Consider the following 20,504-nt stretch of genomic DNA (forward strand, 5'->3'; position numbering starts at 1 on the left):
CGGGTTTACTTGAAGAAGACATAGGTGGATATAGGTTCAAGTGTGACTTTGCCTGAGAGCCTTTCGAGCGGGGCATCCGAGACTCTGACCCCGTCTGATGCGAGATTCCAGCTATCGTCAGGGAGGGTAATCTCAGAAGGTTCTAGATTGCCGTTGAAGATTACCAGTATTTCCTCCCAAGAATCGCCGGCCGACTCTCCATTTATGGTGAACGCAACTATATTTCTTGGTGCGTCAAGGAATGTAAGATTGTTGCTGATCTGCTCAGATGAAGTCATCCTGAAGGCTGGATGATTCTTTCTCAGGGCTATTAGATCCTTGTAATAGGTGAAAAGATCAATGAACTCGGCCTTCCTAGAGTAATCCATTTTATTTAACTCTACTCCGGCGTTATAGCTGTTTTCGTTCCCGTACTTCGTGCGTGCGAAATCTACTCCTCCGTGAAGGAAGGGAATTCCCTGTGAAAGGATAATTATTGCATTTGAAAGCTTCTGCGCACTCAAGAGAAGATCTCTTGGGGCATCCGGCATCGCAGCGCTATTTTTGTCCCACAAGGTCTGATTATCGTGGGCCGAAACGTAGTTTATAGTCTCTGCCGGATCGTCTGCAAAGTCCTTAATGTCGTTACTGTATTCGATGCTACCCACTATACCACGCATTATCCTCCGCTCTTTTGCCCTGCTTCCAAGGGCAAAGCCCTTCACCTTCTCATCGAAAACACTTCCTCGGATAGCGTCTCTTAGGTTGTCGTTGAACACGCTTACGCCGGTTCCCTTCTGATCACCCTTTCCAAAAGTAATAGTCGCTCCCCAACCTCCCCAGGGCTCGCCGTAGAGGAGAATCGATTCATCGATGGCGTGAAGCTCCCGGTCTATTGCAAGAATTGTCTCTCTGTCTATTAGACCCATAAGGTCGAATCTGAACCCATCGATTCTATATTCAGTAACCCACATCTTCAGAGTATCGAGAATGTGCTTTCTCATCATCGGTCTTTCGGTAGCTATCTCATTACCGACTCCTGTTCCGTTCAAATAGGCTCCAGTTCTATCTGTTCTGTAGTAGTAATAGGGAACCGTCTGATCGAAGGGTGAAGAAGAGCCAGTTGTCGCCGTGTGATTGAATACAGTATCGAGAATGACCCTGATCCCGTTTTCGTGGAATTTCTTTATCATTATCTTAGACTCGATTATTCTGCTAAGAGGATCGGAAGGATCGATGCTGTAATGTCCCTCAGGAACCATATATAGATAAGGATCATAACCCCAGCCGTACTGTCCCTCTTCTCCCTCGATTATGTAATGAATATCATTAAAGGGCATTATGTGTACATGGGTTACGCCAAGTTCAACAATGTGATCCAGTCCAACAGACACACCCTCTGGGCCTGTCCTGCCCGTTTCTGCAAGTCCGAGATACTTGCCCTTATTCTCCACAGTTGTATTCAGATCGGAGGTCATGTCTCCAACATGAATCTCGTATATTATTGCGTTCTCCGGATTCTCCAAGGGTGGCACTTTATGATCGTTCCAACCATCGAAAACGACCTTCTCTTGATCTATTACGACTGATCTCTCACTGTTTCTTGTTACCGCGTGTGAGTAAATATCTACAGTGCTTCTTTCCTTACCGTAGGAAGAAAACTTGTATTTGTAGGCTTTAAGATGCTGATCTCCTTTAACGACTGTTTCCCATACTCCGTTCTTTCCTCTACTCATGGGGAGTTCAACGTAACCATCGGAAAAGAGATCTTCAAATAGAAGCACCGATGCTGAAGAAGACACGGGCGACCAGACTCTGAAAACGGTCTCGCTCTTTGAGTAAATTGCTCCGAGCTGATTTCCATAGAAGAATTGCGGGTCGTCAAGCGCCTTCCTGACAATAATCTCACTTGAAAGGAAACCCTCAATATTCAGGGAAAGCTCTTCACAAACAGATTCTGCGGGAAGCGGTTTTGCCAGCTTTATCTTAACATAGTTAGTAACAGATATATCGGTCGGATCAGCCTTCTCGAAGGTTTCAATCTCAATGGGAGAACCATTCACAAAGACTTCAGGGGTTACTATTCTGGTGTCAACGGGAGCCGAAAGAGATGCAAATACCTCACTCAATGAATCTAAAAAAGCGATCTTCACTCTAGGAGTGAGATCAATCTTCTCTGGACTGAACAGAAACTCTTCTTCGCCTTCGATTACCCAAATTTCGGCCACCCCTGATTCGGGAATGTCGACAAATCTATCGACAGTAACGTCCTTTTTCTCCCACTCTCTGAGCCTCACTATGAAACCAACTCTAGAGTGTTTTTCGTCAAGTTTTACGGTTGCGGACACTCCAAAATCATCTGTTCTGTCGAAAGCATATGACTTTCCATCCATACTTTTGGGCTTATCGGGCCAAATCCAGAGATTCCAGCCATCATAGTTTTCGTCGTACCTGTGATAATGAACAATCAATACAGTTCCTGCATCATAATCTGCTGCGTTTTTTCCCATACTTTCTCCCGTAAAAGCAAAAATTGTTGCTCCGAAGATGATGAATAAGAAGAACAACACCCTTTTCATTATAAAGCCTCCCTTAATCGAGTGGGGTTACAATGAAGCCACTTATCCTTCTGTCATATTCATATTCGAAGAGAGTCTCGATTCCGTCTCGACCTCTGATTCTGATATAACCGCCTCTGGGATCGAGGTAGCTTTCCCATAGATAATCGTAATCAAAAGTAACTTGACGGGATCGATCGAGTGTAACGAATATTTTAAGCTGTTCCTGCATTTCTAGAACACCTTCAGATGCAAAGAAAAAAAGGTCTTCATCCAGACGACTTTCTGATCTGGAGACAATTGATAGAGTAGAGCCGTCGAAACGCCCACCCTCTGAGGCAGTGAGAACAATCATCGCGTACTCACCATTCTCGAAAATATCTATTTCAGATATGACCAATTTCGCGTCAAGCAGGGAATGATTCTGGAGCGATTCCTTTGTTTCAGCCTGGTGAACATCTTCCTGGATTGTCGCTTTAACTACGTCCGGCTCTTCGTCCCAAATGCCGAGAGCTCTTTTGGAGGCATACTCTTCAGCATTGGACAGATCGATTTCTCCTTCGCCAACTGCTCGTCCTAGGCCGCTGGAAACAACGATCGACTGAATCAAATAGGATTCCCCATCGAGTTGAATCCAGATGTAAGCAGCAGTACCTTCTGACGAGGAGGCTCTTTGAACGGCGGCTTGAAGTCCAATCGTACTTCTCAAGAAGGACAGAAGCCTTCTGCTATAGAGCTCTGACGAGTCATATTGGGGAATATCAAGCCCAGCCAGTACAAATCTCAGGAGGGTGCCTTCTCTCAAAATCATGAGATCGAAATTATTCACTGTACCAACTATCAATCCCGAAAATCCTGATGTCGTGGCATTAAGGGAGACATAGTGGAGTTCGTCCATGGTCCACGAATCTGCCAGAATAACTGAAGGGGAAAGGCAGGAAATGAAAAGAAATAGGAACATCAAAGACGCCGTACTCCATAAGTTCTTCTCGACCAAATAACACACCTCCCATCACATGGTCAAAAAAAGTATATCATCACGGCCTTGTGATAAATGTATTTTGAAACTTCTCACGAAGAAGGAATGATTCGACTCAGTTCAGTTATGATTTAGAACTACTGTCTTCCGGAAATATTTGCAGGCGCCGGATGAATAAGAAGATGAGTACGGGAATCATCCAACCGAAATAATTGAACACAATGTCGATTGCATCGAAATGTCTGTACGGAGATAGAATCTGGAGAAACTCGAGGACAATCGGACCTATAACGAGGAACAAGATAAACGGAATTTTTATGAACCCTTTCACTCCAATCTTCGAACAAAGCAGGAAGAGGAGTCCGCCGAAGAAGAAGCCAACGAAATGGAGAAATTTGTCGCTTCCGACTACAAACCTGGGTGCTCCTGGTTTTAAATAGAAATATACCGTTGCCACCATATACATAATTGACAATAACATTAGCAGAAGTCTCTTCATTAACCAAGATTATGCTTGCCTCGGACAGGAAAGTCAATGACGCTGAATCCAGAATCCGAAAACTCCAGAGTTGAAAAGCTGGTCTTTCTTTACTATAATGAAGTGTATTGTAAATTGAGAGGAGGACACGACTCATGTCCAAGGTTTGCGAAATATGTGGAAAGGCACCAACTACAGGAAATATGGTCTCCCACTCAAATAAAAAAACCAAGCGCTGGTGGAAGCCAAATGTTCATAAGGTACGCGTCATGATTGATGGCGAGGTGAAAAGAGTAAGAGTTTGTGTGAAGTGCCTCAAAGCTGGAAAAGTGACGAGAGCAATATAGCTGGAGCGCGCGTGGCGCGCTTTTTTCGCTAAGAAGGTATGTCATGAACAGTCGAAAGACCTTCGCTTTGATCGATCTGTCTGCTTATATGCAGAATCTTCATTATTTGTCAAGGAAAGCATCTCCGGCGAAGTTGATGGTTGTTGTGAAAGCTGACGCTTATGGTCACGGCGCAGTGGAGTTATCGAGGGCCGCTCGGGATATCGGCATTGAGCAGCTAGCAGTCGCTTTTCTTGAAGAAGGTATCAAGATTCGAGAAGGTGGGGTCGATCTGCCAATTCTTATACTGAACTATGTTGACAGACACGAAATCCCTATCGCCAGGAAATTCGGCTTGACACCAACTCTTTGCTCATTTGGCCAGCTTGAGGAAATTGTTGACCTCGAAGTGTCGCTTCCCGATTTTCATATTGTTGTGGACACAGGAATGAGGCGTCTCGGTATGGAGTGGGAGGACTCGTTGCGATTATATGAGTCGGCCATCTCGAAAGGAATTAGAATCACTGGCGCGTACACGCATTTTGCTACTGCAGATGAGAAAGAGAGTGACTTTGTGTCTGAGCAGCAAGATTCTTTTGATAGATTCCTGGCAGGTTTAGGAAAAAAACCATTTGGCGGTTTCAAAACTCACATATCTAACAGCGCCGGGACTATTTTTCTCGACAACTCGAGATACGACTATGTGAGAGCGGGAATTGCTACCTATGGCTTGCAACCCTCGATTATTGCAGATAATAATCTCAAGCCAATACTTGAGTGGAAGACTTGTATCTCCTATTTGAAGGAGATACATGCCGGTTATTCGGTTAGCTATGGTAGGACCTTCCTTGCCAACCACGATATGCTGGTGGCAACGATTCCGGTTGGTTATGCCGATGGTTACAGTCGACTCTTATCAAACAAGGGTTATGTTATCATTGCGGGCAAGAGATGCAGGGTATTAGGCAGGGTTTGCATGGATCAATTTGTGGTCGATGTCTCTCACATAGAGAGAAAGCTCTCCGTAGGAGATGAAGTGGTTATCATTGGTTCTCAGGAAGGGGAGAGAATCACGGCTGAGGAGATAGCGGATCTTTGCGGCACCATCAACTACGAGGTTGTCTGCTCGATCTCTTCAAGAGTTCCAAGGATCTATCGGAAAGGAGAAAATTGATGAAACTCCGCGATATTATTGGAAATGAGATTTTGAATCAGATAAATGCTGATCAGGATAAGACCAACAAGGATGGATTTCCCTTTGTTTCAGATCTTCGTCCGGGAAGTTCCGTGCTGTCTGTTTTCAAAGTGCATTCGAAGAGAATTCAGGAGGCCAGAGATGGGAAGAAATTCTTGCTTCTCACTCTCTCCGATAAGACGGGCGCCATTAGGGCTATAGATTGGTTCAATGCTGAGCAGAACGACAGCGCTTTGGAACAGGGAACTGTTGTAAGAGTTTCGGCTCGTGTAGTTGTTTATGAAGACAGGCAGCAGCTTAACCTTGATTCGGAAGGGATTCAAGTTCTTGAGATAGGACAATACGATCCCGAAAGGTTTATGGCTGTAACAACGAAGGATATCCCCCAGATGTACGATGATCTTCTCAGTTTTATCAACAGTATCAGTGACCAGTACATAAGGACACTGCTCAAAGAGATGTTTGAGAACGACAAGAAATTCATCGAGAAGTTCATAATCTCACCCGCTGCGTCAAAGGTTCATCACGCGTATAAGGGAGGCCTTCTGGAACATACAATGTCAGTTGCAGAACTGTGTGCCTTTTTCGCAGTTAAGTACAATGAGTCCGTAGACAAAGATCTCTTGATAGCCGGCGCCTTATTGCATGATGTTGGCAAAGTATACGAATACGCTGTCACTCCGTCAGGAATTGACAGGACCAATGACGGTGAACTGGTCGGGCATATCGCGATGGGCATAGAGATGATTGGCAGAGCCATTTCTAAGATTCAGGGTTTTCCGCGTTATCTTCAAACGGAGATCAAACATCTTCTTCTTTCTCATCATGGAGAGATGGAGTGGGGTTCTCCAGTTATTCCAAAAACGACCGAAGCGATTGTCCTTCACATGGCCGATGATTTGGATTCTAAGGTTGCCCAGTTTCGAGAGATAGAAGAGAGAGAGTTCAATGGTTCTACGTCTTCCTGGAGCAACTATGACCGGTTCCTGAATAGAAGAGTATTCATGAAGAATCGAAGATCGGGCGACTGAAGAAGTAGGAGTGATATCTTGCCAGACAAGCTTGTAATCGTTGAATCGCCAGCGAAGGCGAAGACAATTGGTAGATTCTTAGGAAAGAACTACGAAGTTACCGCTTCCAAGGGACACGTCAGAGATCTGCCAGAATCGAATTTGGGATTGAATCCTGATACCTTTGAGCCGACATATGAGGTTTTGAAAGGTAAAGAGAAGGTAGTTCAAGAACTCGCGAAGAAATCAAAAGGCAAGAAAGTCTTTCTTGCTTCTGACCTTGACCGCGAAGGCGAAGCAATCGCATGGCATATTTCTGAGCTTCTGGGTCTTCCTCAAAACGAAAAGAATAGAATAGTCTTCAATGAGATTACTGAATCGGCAATAAAAAGTGCAATACTGGATCCGAGAGAAATAGACATGTCGAAAGTCGAGGCTCAGGTAGCCAGGAGAGTTCTCGACAGAATTGTGGGTTATAAAATTAGTCCAATTCTCTGGAGAACGATGACAAAGGGATTGAGTGCCGGAAGAGTTCAGTCTGTAGCCTTGAAGTTCATGGTCGAGCTTGAGAAGAAGATCGCTGTCTTCGTACCACATAAATTCTTCAAAATCTTTGCCCAGGTCGGCGAAGATCGATTCTCTCTTTCGCAGATTGATGGCAAGAAGTTTAACAATAAATCTATAACAAGCGAAGAGAAGAGAGACGAGGTAGTACATGAGCTCTCAAAGGCCAATCTCCGTGTAAAAGATGTCAGAAAGCGTACTTCGAAAAGAAATGCTCCGATGCCTTTCATTACATCAACTCTTCAGCAAGGCGCGATTGGCGAGCTCGGGTGGAGTGCGAGCAAGACGATGAAGATTGCACAGCAACTATATGAAGGAATAGAAACTGATAAGGGCCAGATAGCCTTTATAACATACATGAGAACTGACTCTACTAGAATTTCTAGCGTGGCGAGAGAAAAGGCTGTAGAGATCGTCACTAGAAAATTTGGAAAGGAATACGTTGGTTCGGTACGATCTGCCGGGAAGGGCAAGAAGATTCAGGATGCACATGAAGCGATAAGGCCCACCTATCCCGAAAACGATCCGGAGACAGCTAAGAAGCTTATATCCGGTGATAATCTGAGGCTTTACACGCTTATTTGGAACAGGTTCATCGCTTCTCAGATGGCTAGTGCAGAATATGCAGTGACAGATGTACAGCTAGAAGACGAGAACAAGAAGTATATACTCAGCTTAACCGGTGAACGAAGACTGTTCGATGGCTTTGAAAGAATTATCTCGAGATCATCGAAGAGTGAGATTGGTCGCGATTACAAGAAGTGTGAAGAGATCAAGCCTTCTAAGATAGAATTCGAGGAAGATACAACCAAACCGCCCTCCAGATTTAGCGAAGCTTCTCTAGTAAAAGAACTCGAGAAGAGAGGAATCGGTCGTCCCTCAACTTATGCGACAATTATCTCCACACTACTAGACAGAAAATACGTACTTCGACAGTCCAGAGAGTTAAGGCCAACACTACTAGGTTCGATTGTAAATGAGTTTCTCAATGATTATTTTCCTGATGTCGTTGACATGAATTTTACCGCAAACATGGAGGAAGAACTTGACGATGTAGAAAATGGTGCCAAGAAGTGGCAAGATGTTGTCCAGGGCTTCTATGGCGGCTTCAAGACGGATCTGGATCAGATTGATAAGAAGATCAAGAAGGGGGAGCTTAGAATTGAGTTCCTGACAGACAAAGAATGCTCTTGTGGCGGCAATTTCAAGATAGTCTTCGGAAGGTATGGCGGGTATTTGAAGTGTCAATCATGTGAAAAGAACGAATCTGTCGATATGACCTCTTTCACCTGCGTGATAGACGGGAAAGTCTTGTTGAAGGATGTTGCAGCCAATCAGAAAATGGAAGTGGAGATAGATGAGAAGTGTCCGGAATGTGGTTCCGCTCTTGTTAAGAGAAAGGGCAGGTACGGTGAGTTCATCGCATGCTCGGCTTACCCGAAATGCAAGTACACAAGAAACGTGAGAATAGACGCCCCATGTCCCAAGTGCGGAGGGGTGGTTGAGAAACTCCGTAGCAAGAAAGGTAAGAATTACTACAAGTGTTCAGAATGTGGAGAGCTTTACTGGAATGAGCCCGCAAAGGAGAAATGCGAAATCTGTGATTCTCGTCTCTTTCTCAAAATCAAGCGGGGAGGAAAAAAGGTCCATTACTGCGAAAAGTGCAAGAAAGAGTTCGAAATGGAGGAAGGTTGATGACCAAGAAAGTTGCGGTTGTCTACGGCGGTTTTTCAAACGAGAGAGATGTGTCAATCAAGAGTGGAATAAACATTGCCAAGTCTCTGGAAAGGTTAGGAGTTGAGGTTTTGCCGTTTGATCTTAAGAGAGACACAATTGCCGACCTCCTTGAAGTGAAGACCGATCTCTTTTTCCTTGCTCTCCACGGCAAGTTTGGCGAAGACGGGACTATTCAAGGCATGCTGGAACTTGCGGGTCTTCCTTATACCGGTTCCGACTCAATAACGAGTGCGATTTGCTTTGATAAGGAGATTACCTACAGACTGGTCGATGGAACTGCAGACCTGCCAGTATGGAAGAGAGTTGAAAGGGTAAAAGACGTTGAGGGGTGGGAGATATTCCCGTGCGTTATAAAGCCTGTGAGAGAAGGATCCAGCATAGGGGTTTACATCTGCGATGATCAATCGATTCTTGAGGAGAGAACCGGAGAACTGCTAGCCGCTTACGATTCTCTTCTTCTAGAAGAACATATCGCGGGAAGAGAAGTGACAGTATCGGTAATCGATTCTAAAGAGGGTCCTGTAGTGCTTCCAATTCTTGAGATCAGACCCAAGAAGCGTTTCTATGACTATGAAGCTAAGTACATAGCGGGATTTACAGACTTTGTGGTACCTGCTCCTTTAGAAGAGAGTGTTCAAAAAGCGATCATCGAGAAGTCGGTCGCCATATACCAGCTTCTAGGTTGCCGTGATCTTTCGAGGATCGACGGTATACTCAGGGAAGACACGTTTTACTTTCTTGAAGTAAATACCATACCCGGAATGACTGACTTAAGCGATCTTCCAATGTCTGCGAGGGCAGTGGGAATGAGTATCGAAGATGTTGTCGGCGGCGTGGTTGAGGTAGCTGAAAGAAGGAACAGGAGGTAATCATGCAGGATATTCACGGAACGACCATACTTGTTCTTAGGAAAAATGAGAAGACGGTCATGATAGGAGATGGTCAGATCACGATCGGAGATACCGTTATGAAAGGAACAGCCAGGAAGGTCAGAAAACTTGGCGACGGTTCGGTTTTGGCAGGTTTTGCAGGTTCTGTGGCCGATGCAATGACCCTTTTTGAGAAATTTGAAGAGAAATTGAGGGAAGTCAACGCGAATCTTAAAAGAGCGGCCGTAAACCTAGCCAAAGAGTGGAGGACAAACAAGGTCCTTAGAAATCTTCAGGCACTTCTTTTGGTTGCCGACAAGGATAGCATTCTTCTGGTATCGGGCAACGGGGAAGTTATAGAACCAGATGGAGATGTTCTTGCTATAGGATCTGGTGGCTCCTACGCCCTCGCAGCTGCAAGGGCACTAATAAGATACAGTAGTCTTGAGGCGGAAGAGATAGCGACGAAAGCGATGGAGATTGCCAGCGAAATCTGCATTTATACGAACACGAAATTCACTCTGGAAACACTTGGAGGAGAAAAGCAATGAATAGAGAAGAATTGGACGACTTGACTCCGAAAAGAATTGTCGAGGAACTAGACAAATACATAGTTGGACAGGAAAAGGCCAAGAGGGCAGTTGCTGTTGCGATGAGAAATAGAATTCGAAGGCAGAAGCTTCCGGAAGAGATGAGAAAAGACGTCATACCAAAGAACATACTTATGATGGGTCCCACGGGAGTAGGGAAGACCGAGATAGCAAGAAGGCTGGCAGAACTCACTGGTTCTCCTTTTACTAAGGTTGAGGCAACTAGGTTTACTGAAGTGGGTTACGTGGGTAAAAACGTTGAGTCGATAATAAGGGAACTCGTTGAAGTCGGTGTCAACATGGTCAAACAGGAAAAAATGAGTGAAGTAGAGGGTAAAGCAACTTATCAAGTAGAAGAGAGAATCCTCGAATCTCTTGTTCCCGGGCCACAGAGTAAGGGAAGTGGTGCAAGGAACATTCTTGAGCTTTTCCAAGGTCAGCAGCAGCCAAAACCCAGTCAGGAAGAAATCGATAGAATAAGAAGCCGCAGGGAAGACTACAGAGAACGTCTGAGAAGTGGAGATCTCGAAGAACTGGAAATTGAGATCGAAGTCGAAGACCATAGTCAACCAATGATAATGATTCCTGGAATGGAGGATATGGGAATAGACATGTCGGGAGTTCTGGGAGGAATGGTACCGAAAAAGACAAAGAGGCGCAGAATGAGAATCGCCGATGCTAGAAGAACTCTTCTGCCTTTGGAAGCAGAGAAGCTTCTTGATATGGATAAAGTTGTGGCGGAAGCGATTGAAAGAGTGCAGAATCGCGGAATAGTTTTCGTAGACGAAATTGATAAGATCACATTCAGAAGTGGTTCCCACGGACCTGATGTCTCAAGGGAAGGCGTTCAAAGAGATCTTCTACCGATTATCGAAGGAACGACCGTTACTACTAAACACGGGCAGATAAGAACTGACTACATACTATTCATTGCGGCGGGAGCCTTCCATACTGCGAAGCCGTCTGATTTGATTCCGGAGTTTCAGGGGAGGTTTCCAATAAGAGTTGAACTTGATGCCCTTACTCAGAAGGATTTTTTGAGGATTCTAGTCGAACCTAAGAATGCTATAACAAAGCAGTATGCTGCGTTGCTGGAAACCGAAGGGGTAAGAGTGGTTTTTGAAGAGGACGGTTTGAGAGAGATAGCCAGGGTTTCTCACAATCTGAATGAGAAGATCGAAAACATTGGAGCGAGAAGGCTTTACACGGTAGTTGAAAAGGTTCTCGAGGAGACTTCATTCAACGCACCAGAAGTTCCAGAAGAACTCATAGTGAACAGGAAGTACGTTAATGACAAGATCGGCGAGATAGCTGCCGATGAGGACTTAAGCGCTTTCATACTGTAATGGAAAGAACAGAATATGCTGCAATAGCTCTTTCTGGTGATTTCGTACCTTCTGAGATGTGTAAGATAGAGAGCGTGGGGCTTAGTAGCTCTCAACTATTTCATTCGCAAATAGATCTCAGCAGAAGCAAATTGAAGAATTACTGCAAGAATTTTTCTTCCGTGGTAAAAACCATTTCGAAATACAGGAACTTCATTACTTTCAATGATGAACAATATCCCGATGCCCTCAGAAACATATTTGAACCGCCTGCTGTTCTGTTCTATGAAGGAGAGCTTTCGCTCATCAATTCGCAGAGTATTCTAGCCGTTGTGGGTTCCAGAAAAGCAGACAGGTATGGTGTCTCGATTGCGAAGGAATACTCCAGATCACTTTCCGAAACCGGTATTACGATAGTCAGTGGTCTCGCCGTCGGAATCGATGCACAAGCCCATCTAGGAGCTCTCGAAGGCAGCGGTTCAACAGTGGGGATACTTGGAACGGGGATCGATATTGCTTATCCCGCAACCAACAGACAACTTATAAGATTGGTGATGGAAAGAGGCTGTGTCCTTTCTGAGTATCTTCCCGGAACTCCTCCGCTAAAACATAACTTCCCAAGGAGAAATAGAATCATTGCCGGCTTATCTAGAGCGGTTTTTGTAGTGCAGGCTACTCTGAGAAGCGGTTCTTTGATTACAGCGAGACTTGCTATAGAGAACGGAAGAGATGTCTTCGCTATTCCAGGGGACATAAGTAGGAGAAACTCAGAAGGGACTAATTGGCTGATTAAGAACGGAGCGAAACTGGTTTCCGAATGCAAAGACATAGTGGAAGAGTTTCCCGAGATACTCATGCGCGAGGTTTCCAAAGAAAGAATAGAATCACAAGTTCTGGAAGTTCTGGGAGACGGTTCTCTTACTTTCGAAGAACTCCTTCTGAGAGCAAACTTATCGAGCAAGGATCTGATTGTTGAACTGACAAATCTGCAATTGGGAGGTTACGTTTACGAGGAAAACGGGCGTTGGAATAGAACTTAGTGGATTTGAGCTGGTATAATCTTGATGAAATGTAGATGTTGAAACGAGATTGGAGGGGAGAAAATGCCGTACGTAAATACCAAGGAAATACTGGAGAAAGCAAATAAAGGATTTTATGCTGTACCGGCTCTGAATATTAACAATCTTGAGTTTCTTCAGGCAATTATTGATGCCGGAGTTGAAGAGCGTTCTCCAGTGATAATAGAGACCTCTGAAGGAGCAATTAAGTACGCGGGAAATGGGGATGCTAAACTTGGAGCGAGATTATTTGTTTCAATGGTGAAAGGCTATGCCGATACAGTGGAAATTCCTGTTTCACTTCATGTTGACCATGGAAAGAACTTCGATATTCTTATGGCTGCAATTCAGTCGGGTTATTCATCAGTAATGATTGATGCTTCGGAGTATCCGTTTGAAAAGAATGTGAAAGAGACTAAGAAGATAGTGGAGATCGCCCACAGTCTGGGGGTATCGGTTGAAGCAGAATTGGGCAGGTTGGTTGGAATAGAAGACAACGTTGTGGTCGAATCTCACGAGGCAGCACTTGTTGATCCGGATGAGGCGAAACGGTTTGTCGAAGAGACTGAAATTGATTTTCTTGCGCCGGCTATTGGTACGAGTCACGGTGCCTTCAAGTTCAAAGGAGAAGCAAAGCTTGACTTTGAAAGGCTCAAGAAAGTGAAGGAACTTACTGATCTTCCGCTTGTTCTTCATGGGGCTTCCAGTGTTCCTGAAGAGGTAAAGAACCTCGCTGAAGAATATGGGGCCGATTTCAAAGGGGCCAAGGGTGTTCCGGGGGAGATTCTGGCTGAATCCGTTAGGTTTGGAATAAACAAAGTAAATACTGATACAGATTTGAGAATGGCCTTCATTGCTTCATTAAGAGAGTTTCTTGCAAAGAATCCCGGTGAATTCGATCCGAGAAAATACTTCAAGACACCGAAGGAATTAGTAAAGAATGTGATAAAAGCCAGGTTGAGACTTCTAGGTTGTTCTAATAAAGCATAGACGGGGGTGTCAAATGAAGATTCTTGTAATCAATTGCGGCTCTTCCTCAATCAAGTACCAGCTTCTGGATGCCGCAAGTGAAAATGTAATGGCCAAAGGCTTGCTCGAAAGAATTGGCATATCTGGATCAAAACTATCTCACAAAAAGGGCGACAAGAAATTTGAGTTTGAGAAGGATATTGCCGATCACACTGAGGGGCTAGAACTAATAATCAATGTATTGCAGGCTGAAGAGACAGGTGTTGTGAAGAACATAGATGAAATTGAGGCAGTTGGCCATCGTGTCGTTCATGGAGGAGAAAGATTCGCTTCTTCGGTTCTCATTGACGATGAAGTTGTAAGGGAAATCGAGGCAAACAATTTCCTTGCCCCTCTTCATAATCCAGCGAATATTGAAGGAATAGTGGCGGCGAAGAAGATACTCCCGTCCGTACCCCATGTCGGAGTTTTCGACACTGCGTTTCATCAATCCATGCCTGAATCATCATATTTATATGCATTACCCTATGAGCTCTACAGAAAATACAGGATAAGAAGATATGGTTTCCACGGCACAAGTCACAGATATGTTGCAGAAAGGGCCGCTTCCTTGCTAGGCAAACCGTTGAAATCCCTTAAAATAATTACTGCCCATATAGGCAACGGCGCATCTGTCGCGGCGGTAAAGAACGGTAGATCTGTGGATACCTCAATGGGCTTCACACCTCTGGAAGGACTGGTTATGGGGACCCGGTCTGGCGACATTGATCCCGCAATCGTTCCTTTCTTACAGGAGCAAGAAGGCCTATCTGCAGGAGAAGTCAACAGTCTGCTAAATAAGGAAAGCGGTATGTATGGACTTACAGACCGACAGTTCAGTGATATGAGGGATATAGAGGATCTGGCGATGAAGGACGAGCCTGTATGTAAGAGGGCTCATGACGTCTATGAGTACAGATTGGCAAAGTATATTGGAGCATACGCGGCTGCGATGAATGGAGTCGATGCGATTGTCTTCACGGCAGGAGTGGGAGAAAACAGCCCATACCTGAGAGCCAATATTATCAATAAGTATCTTGGTTATCTTGGTATAACAATAGATGAGGAAAAGAACAAAGTTAGAGGGAAGGAAATGGTTATTTCTACAGAAGATTCAAGAGTCGGAGTTTTCGTGATCCCTACAAATGAAGAACTGGTCATTTCAAGGGACACACGTAAAATTGTCAAAGAAGGATTGAAGGAACTGAAACTCTGGGAAGAGTGAAAGGTGATGAAGGGTCATAAAGGAGATAGTATTAGAGGGTGATACCAAGCTCGCCGTCTGTGGTGAAAAGGCTGATGCTTACTACATAGTATCGTCTGGCGGTCTCATCCTCAAGGGATCAGATTCTGAAGACAGGGTTTACATGGAGGGAGATCTCGCTGACCCGCTTTCTATAGTTGGTGGAGAGCACAGTGGAGATCTTCTTTCCGTGGGTGATTCTTCAATTCTTGTTGGCGACAAAGATGAGTTGAAGGAGTATCTAATCTCAAGGCCTTCAAGACTAGAAAGGTTTTTCTTCGATATTGAAGAAGAGCTGAAACTTTATCCTCGAAAGAAGGCGTGTGATCTGGAGGATCTGATTTACACAATCATCTCCAGGAAGCAGCAGTGGCTTAGAGAATTTCCCCCACTGCTTTTTGGTGAGAAATCCCTTTACAGGAAGGGCATTAAGCTAATTGAGAGGAAGGACTATCCGGCCGCTCAAGAGGTTTTGAAGAGTTATCTCGATCAGTACAAGAACTCTCCTTTATCGAGACCCGTGAAGATGTTCTATTCGGTTAGCTGCTTCTTGAACAGCATTTTAGAAGAGGCTTTGTCAACAATAATGGAGATTCTGGAGAGCGAAGAAGATGAGATCTCTAAGATAGCGAGATTCTTCGTCTGCAACATGGGCCTTTATGAATCTGGCTTCAAGCTTTTATATAACGGTCCAGACTACAGCGCAGATCTCTTCAGGATATTGAGAGCAGATTCGCGAAGAGTTCGGAAAGTATCTTCAGATCAAATCGTGGTTGAAGAGGGCAGAAAGTGTGGAAGTGCCATCTTCCTTCTGAGGGGAGAGATGATTCTTCTGAAAAGGCGCGGTGACGAGGATTCGGTGCTTTTTTCTCTTAGGTCTCCAAATTCCATTGGCGAGGTTCAGCTTCTTTCGAAGAGCAAATGGGATGCAACTGTAATTGCCAAAGGAAAATCGGAGTACATACTGGTGGACAGAAATAGACTCGTTCAGAACTTGATAAACAAGTCACCTCAAGATGGATTCAAGATGGTCGAATACATTCTAGGATACATGAGACAGACCGGCGCTTACTGAGTTCTTTCAGTGAATTTTGAAAGTCATCTCGCTTTGCTTGAGGAGGATCTCAGGTTCAAAAGACTGGGCTTCCAGAAACAGGGGATCTTCTTCTGGCACCGTAGGAAACAAAGGGGTGAGTCCTCTATCTTTTGCAATTCCACACAGACCGCCTATTGTCTCCTTGAAGGAAAAGTCTTTAGTCGGTCCCGCGTCCCTCACATAGAATACTGAATCCCTTTCCTGCCAGATGCAGTAGGCGATTTCTTTCCCGGCTTCATTAATGACAGAGTTGAAGGTATATTGCTCGAGATGATTGAATCCCGTGGGCTCTCTTTCCCATTCAGGATTTCGCTTGAATCTGTCCATCACAAAGAGAGCACATTCTATTATTCTTCCTGAATCCGAGTCTCTCAGTGAGAAACCCTTTGTTCCAGGGTTTCTGATGAAGAAGGTTGTAAGGCTGCGCTTTTGTCTGAATCCAAACTTCTCGTAGAAACTGATCGCTCTGTTGTCCTTTTCAGGGACTTCAAGGACTATTTGTTCGCAACCCTTCCACTTGGCAATCCTTACTGCTTCATCAACCAACCTGAAGCCAACTCCCCCTCTTCTAAAGGATGGAGTAACTCCCATCAGGTCAATTCTTGCTCTCTTCTCTCTGAAGCTCAGCAATACTGCTCCGGCATTTCTCCCCTCTATAGTTGAGACGAATGAATCCGATAGAGAGATGTTGTTCTCTCTGACATCCTTTTCGAAGCTCTCTAGAGTCCAGTGCATTCTAAGAACATAGTCTGAAAAGATCAGATTCAAAAGGTTCACAATTTCCACTTTTGAAAATTCATGAAGTTTTTGGAAAGAATTATTCTTCAAGCTCAACTCGCCTCACCTTCTTGAAGTAGTCATGTTCTTCGGTCAGTTCTGCCAGCAAGTCTTCCAGTTTCCAGTTCAGATTTGATTCAGTCGTGGTAGCGAATACACATTCTTTCTGCAAAAGCCGACGAATCTCTTTGATTGTGCTTCCAATAGTACTATTTTCAAATCCGTTGAAGATCGCATAACATAAGTGTTCTCGATTTTTTGCTCTGCCATTCTGACTGACAGCTTCCTTTTCCAGGATCTCTCTCAAGGTGCTATTCTCCATTCCAATACAATCAATAACAGTGACATTATTCAAGGAACTCCGAACCAAAGACGTTAACTCTTCATCACAGTAAAGAAGGACCGAGCGTCCAGATTCTGGCTTTCTCATTCAATCACCTCGAAGCAATTTTAGCACAGTCGGAATTTGCTTTCGCTCAAGAAGAATGATCTAGGTCTGACTGAGAGTTGGAATCCAGAGTTTAGAATTTTCTGTAATAGAAGATGAAAGACATTTGAATGGGACAACAGGTATAATAAATTGAGGAGGGTGGCTTTTGATAGTACATGTTGGAAGATTCAGGCATCACAGACAGAAGGATTTCTGGGGAATAGTCGAGAAGGGTTTTGTGAGACCAATTGATGTAGATTTTAATTCGACGGGAGCCTTCTTGAAAAGAGTAATGGGGAGCTCATACAAGATTAAAGATTTTTTGTCTGATGAAAGCTTTGATCTTTCGGATCTTGAATTCCTTTCACCGATCACCAAGCCCTGCAGGGTTATATGCCAGGGGAAGAACTATTTGGATCATCTTCTGGACACAGGAATAAGAGAAGAAGATAAACAGTTCAATATGTTTTTCAACAAGTCATCGGCATCGATTGTAAGCCCCGGTTCACCTATTTTTAGGCCGGTAGGAGTTCGACTTCTTGATTATGAAATCGAGCTAGGCCTTGTCATTAAAGCTCCGGTAAACCGAAAGATAGAAATCGATTCCTCGAAATTGCAGGAGTATGTTGGCGGGTTAATTATTGGAAACGACATATCGGCAAGGGACATTCAGTTACCTCAAAGCCAGTTTTTCAAGGGGAAGAGTTATCGTTCATTTTGCCCACTAGGGCCATTCATGGCGATTGTCGATGGTGAAGACATGAAGTACATAGAAAACCTCACTATTGAACTGAAGGTAAATGGGTTAGTTAAGCAGAGTGCTTCGACTTCAAATATGATTTACAAACCTCATGAGACACTGTCGGAATTGAGCCACTTCTCCGACCTTGATCCGGGAGATGTTATTCTAACCGGCACTCCCAAGGGGACTGCGCTAAGTCAGAAAAAGGGATTTCGTGCTTGGTTCAGGAGGCTTCTTTCAGAATCGAAGAGATGGGAGCTGTTTATTAAAGATCAAGAGGAAAGCGGAAGGTACTTGAAACCCGGAGACATCATTGAGTCTAGAATATTCTCTTCAGATGGCAAAGTTAATCTTGGTTTGCAAAGAAACACAGTTGTTGATGAGGGGGAAGCAAATTATGCTGGGAATTATCTGTGATTCAGTAGTTGATCTTCCTGTGGAGCTGGCTGAAAGAGATGACGTATACGTTGTTCCAGTAATGGTAGTCCTTGGGGAAAAATCCTTTCGCGAAGGTGTCGAGATCAGCAGAGCCGAAATTGCCGATTATCTGGAGAACAACTTCGCCAGAACATCACTGCCCAGCCCGGGCGATGTTTTGGAAGCCTTTGAAACAATGTATTCAAGAGGGTATGATGAACTTCTTGTCGTGAATCTTTCAAGCGGACTTAGCGGTACTCACAATCTATTCAAAACGACAGGAGAGCAGTTCGCCAGCACTCATGAATCGGTGGCTATTGAGTATGTTGATTCCCTCTCCCTTTCTGGCGGTATCGCAATGCTTATTTACAAGGCTATTAGTATGAAAGAAATGGGAGACTCTCTTTGGATTATTTCCTCTGATCTCAAAAGCAGAGCCGGAACGAAGAATATCGTCTTCTTCGTTTTGCCGACGCTTAAGTACCTAAAGCAGAGTGGAAGAATTGGTAGGCTTGAAGGTTCAGTGGGCGAGATTCTAAATGTGAAACCTATTGGCACAATCAGTAGCAATGGAGTCTTTACGCTTTCTGGAAAGGCTAGAGGTATGAAGAAAGCAGTTGAGAAGATGGTGGATCGGCTAATGGATGCCGTAAAGGGCAAGAAAGTCCTTTGTCTAGCGCTATATCATTCCGGTGACGAGAGGGAAACCATATCCCTTGTCGACTGGGCGAGAAAAAGGATTTCTTCTCTATCGGAGACTCTACTCACTGGAGAGCTATCGTCTGGAATTCTTGTTCACGGTGGAAAGGGAATAATTGGAATAGGTGCACTAATTGCTTAGAAAGGAAATAGGCGCTTGGTCTCCAGGCGTTCTGGCACTAGTGAAAAAGCAAAGTCGAATAAATCACTTGGAAAGTGAAACGATCGATCCATGTGTGAGCATGAAAGAGTAATCCAATAATAACAGAAGTATTTTAGAGAAAACCGCCCCTTATCGTCTCTTGCGTTCATTATTTACTCAAAATGACTTCAGATCGATTCTAGGTTTGCTTTGATTTCATTAATCATATTGTTATAATGGAAGCGATTCCATTATAACATAATATTGAGGAGCGATTGGCTTGAAAAAGCCCACCATAAAAGATGTTGCATCTCTTTCCGGAGTTGGAACCGGTACCGTTTCTAGAGTTTTGAATGGCGGTTCCGTTAAGGCGACAACGAGAATCAAGGTAATTCAAGCCATTGAAAAACTTGGATATCAGCCGAACCAGATGGCAAGAACACTCGCGGGCGGAAAGACGAGAAGAATTCTCTTCTTGATGCCCGAAGTGCGGACGGAGTTTCACTGGAGAGTAATGAAATCGTTTGATGATTTTTTAGATATGATGAATTACGAGATGGTTATATACCCTGTGTTTTCCGACAGAAGGTTAAACAGACTCAAGATGGATTCTTCTTTGCTTGAGGGCTCAGATGGAGCAGTAATTTGCACAATGAACACAGAATTTTTGTCAAGGAACTACATAGATTTCGGATCCAACATTGTGTTCTTTGAAGCACATTCAGAGGATTCTGATTGTGTTTACCTGGATAACAACATGGGAGGTAAGATGGCTGCGGAGTTACTTATAGAATGTGGCTCGAGTGATTTCTTCGTTATCTCTTTTGAGGAAGAGAACACGATTCTCGCAACAGAGAATTTTGAGAAGAGGATAGAGGGTTTTACTGCTGTCCTAGAGAAAAAGGGGTATGAATTCATTCAGGAGAATCTCGTGTACTCATCTTTCTTCTTCGAAACTGCGCATGAAAAGATTGCCGAGATACTTACTGAACACGACAAGCCTGGAATATTCGCTTTGGCAGACAATTTCGCCCTTGAGGTGCTTCAAACAGCTTCGGCTTTGAAGAAGATACCCGGTAAGGATTTCTTCCTCATCGGTTACGACAATCAAAGCTGGACCGAAAGAGCGGGTCTAACTACCATCGAGCAGCCGATGGAAGATATGGGAAGAAAGACGGCGGAATTGATAATTCAGAAGATAGAAGCTCCGGGGCAATACATTCAGCCTGTAAAATTCCTGCCCAAAATGAAGCGCAGGAGGACGGCCTGACTTTATCCCCAG

General features: G+C 44.3%; 19 protein-coding genes. 14 read left to right on the top strand and 5 right to left on the bottom strand.

Features of this window, described 5'->3' with window-relative positions; translation table 11 throughout:
• Positions 1–5: 5 nt before the first annotated feature.
• From pulA to Y697_RS01460, 3 genes are all read right to left on the bottom strand, one after another.
• Entirely contained in the window at positions 6–2,489 is a 2,484-nt protein-coding gene (gene pulA / locus Y697_RS01450; protein ID WP_366144342.1) for a type I pullulanase, read from the bottom strand.
• A gap of 82 nt (positions 2,490–2,571) precedes the next feature.
• A complete protein-coding gene (locus Y697_RS01455) occupies positions 2,572–3,534 on the bottom strand; it encodes a hypothetical protein (protein WP_121549931.1) in 963 nt (320 codons plus the stop codon).
• Positions 3,535–3,640: 106 nt separating this feature from the next.
• The gene (locus Y697_RS01460; protein ID WP_121549932.1) at positions 3,641–4,015 is read right to left on the bottom strand and encodes an antibiotic resistance protein VanZ; all 375 of its coding nucleotides are present in this window, start codon (positions 4,013–4,015) and stop codon (positions 3,641–3,643) included.
• 134 nt (positions 4,016–4,149) lie between these two features.
• On the opposite strand from Y697_RS01460, the gene rpmB reads away from it, so the two are divergent.
• From rpmB to Y697_RS01515, 11 genes are all read left to right on the top strand, one after another.
• Positions 4,150–4,341, top strand: a complete 192-nt coding sequence (rpmB, locus tag Y697_RS01465; RefSeq protein WP_121549933.1) for a 50S ribosomal protein L28 — start codon at positions 4,150–4,152, stop codon at positions 4,339–4,341.
• A 43-nt stretch (positions 4,342–4,384) separates the two neighbouring features.
• Positions 4,385–5,494, top strand: coding sequence for an alanine racemase (gene alr / locus Y697_RS01470; protein ID WP_121549934.1), 1,110 nt, complete (start codon positions 4,385–4,387; stop codon positions 5,492–5,494).
• The gene (locus Y697_RS01475; protein ID WP_121549935.1) at positions 5,494–6,546 is read left to right on the top strand and encodes a 3'-5' exoribonuclease YhaM family protein; all 1,053 of its coding nucleotides are present in this window, start codon (positions 5,494–5,496) and stop codon (positions 6,544–6,546) included. The genes alr and Y697_RS01475 overlap by 1 nt, the downstream gene beginning before the upstream one ends.
• 18 nt (positions 6,547–6,564) lie before the next feature.
• Positions 6,565–8,784 carry a type I DNA topoisomerase gene (gene topA / locus Y697_RS01480; protein ID WP_121549936.1) on the top strand — a complete coding sequence of 740 codons (2,220 nt, stop codon included), beginning with the start codon at positions 6,565–6,567 and terminating at the stop codon, positions 8,782–8,784.
• Entirely contained in the window at positions 8,784–9,695 is a 912-nt protein-coding gene (locus Y697_RS01485; RefSeq protein WP_121549937.1) for a D-alanine--D-alanine ligase, read from the top strand. The genes topA and Y697_RS01485 overlap by 1 nt, the downstream gene beginning before the upstream one ends.
• Before the next feature lie 2 nt (positions 9,696–9,697).
• Complete coding sequence (gene hslV / locus Y697_RS01490; protein ID WP_121549938.1) at positions 9,698–10,246, top strand: ATP-dependent protease subunit HslV; 549 nt, start codon at positions 9,698–9,700, stop codon at positions 10,244–10,246.
• Positions 10,243–11,631 carry an ATP-dependent protease ATPase subunit HslU gene (gene hslU, locus Y697_RS01495; RefSeq protein WP_121549939.1) on the top strand — a complete coding sequence of 463 codons (1,389 nt, stop codon included), beginning with the start codon at positions 10,243–10,245 and terminating at the stop codon, positions 11,629–11,631. The genes hslV and hslU overlap by 4 nt, the downstream gene beginning before the upstream one ends.
• The gene (dprA, locus tag Y697_RS01500; protein WP_121549940.1) at positions 11,631–12,650 is read left to right on the top strand and encodes a DNA-processing protein DprA; all 1,020 of its coding nucleotides are present in this window, start codon (positions 11,631–11,633) and stop codon (positions 12,648–12,650) included. The genes hslU and dprA overlap by 1 nt, the downstream gene beginning before the upstream one ends.
• Positions 12,651–12,713: 63 nt before the next feature.
• Positions 12,714–13,658, top strand: a complete 945-nt coding sequence (gene fba, locus Y697_RS01505) for a class II fructose-1,6-bisphosphate aldolase (protein ID WP_121549941.1) — start codon at positions 12,714–12,716, stop codon at positions 13,656–13,658.
• A 13-nt stretch (positions 13,659–13,671) separates the two neighbouring features.
• Positions 13,672–14,901, top strand: a complete 1,230-nt coding sequence (locus Y697_RS01510; protein ID WP_121549942.1) for an acetate/propionate family kinase — start codon at positions 13,672–13,674, stop codon at positions 14,899–14,901.
• A gap of 142 nt (positions 14,902–15,043) precedes the next feature.
• Positions 15,044–15,994: a cyclic nucleotide-binding domain-containing protein gene (locus tag Y697_RS01515; protein ID WP_259462259.1), complete on the top strand. Its 951-nt coding sequence runs from the start codon at positions 15,044–15,046 to the stop codon at positions 15,992–15,994.
• Positions 15,995–16,000: 6 nt separating this feature from the next.
• Here the strand turns inward: Y697_RS01515 and Y697_RS01520 are convergent, their stop codons facing one another.
• Together Y697_RS01520 and Y697_RS01525 are read right to left on the bottom strand one after the other, a co-directional pair.
• Complete coding sequence (locus Y697_RS01520; RefSeq protein ID WP_259462260.1) at positions 16,001–16,750, bottom strand: N-acetyltransferase; 750 nt, start codon at positions 16,748–16,750, stop codon at positions 16,001–16,003.
• An 82-nt stretch (positions 16,751–16,832) separates the two neighbouring features.
• Positions 16,833–17,222 carry a DUF3783 domain-containing protein gene (locus tag Y697_RS01525; RefSeq protein ID WP_121549944.1) on the bottom strand — a complete coding sequence of 130 codons (390 nt, stop codon included), beginning with the start codon at positions 17,220–17,222 and terminating at the stop codon, positions 16,833–16,835.
• A gap of 166 nt (positions 17,223–17,388) precedes the next feature.
• On the opposite strand from Y697_RS01525, the gene Y697_RS01530 reads away from it, so the two are divergent.
• From Y697_RS01530 to Y697_RS01540, 3 genes are all read left to right on the top strand, one after another.
• On the top strand, positions 17,389–18,381 hold the full coding sequence (locus Y697_RS01530; RefSeq protein ID WP_121549945.1) for a fumarylacetoacetate hydrolase family protein: 993 nt from the start codon (positions 17,389–17,391) through the stop codon (positions 18,379–18,381).
• The gene (locus Y697_RS01535; protein ID WP_121549946.1) at positions 18,362–19,222 is read left to right on the top strand and encodes a DegV family protein; all 861 of its coding nucleotides are present in this window, start codon (positions 18,362–18,364) and stop codon (positions 19,220–19,222) included. The genes Y697_RS01530 and Y697_RS01535 overlap by 20 nt, the downstream gene beginning before the upstream one ends.
• A gap of 280 nt (positions 19,223–19,502) precedes the next feature.
• Positions 19,503–20,492, top strand: coding sequence for a LacI family DNA-binding transcriptional regulator (locus Y697_RS01540; RefSeq protein ID WP_121549947.1), 990 nt, complete (start codon positions 19,503–19,505; stop codon positions 20,490–20,492).
• Positions 20,493–20,504 lie beyond the last annotated feature (12 nt).

Source organism: Mesotoga sp. BH458_6_3_2_1, from assembly GCF_003664995.1.
Classification (GTDB): Bacteria; Thermotogota; Thermotogae; order Petrotogales; family Kosmotogaceae; genus Mesotoga.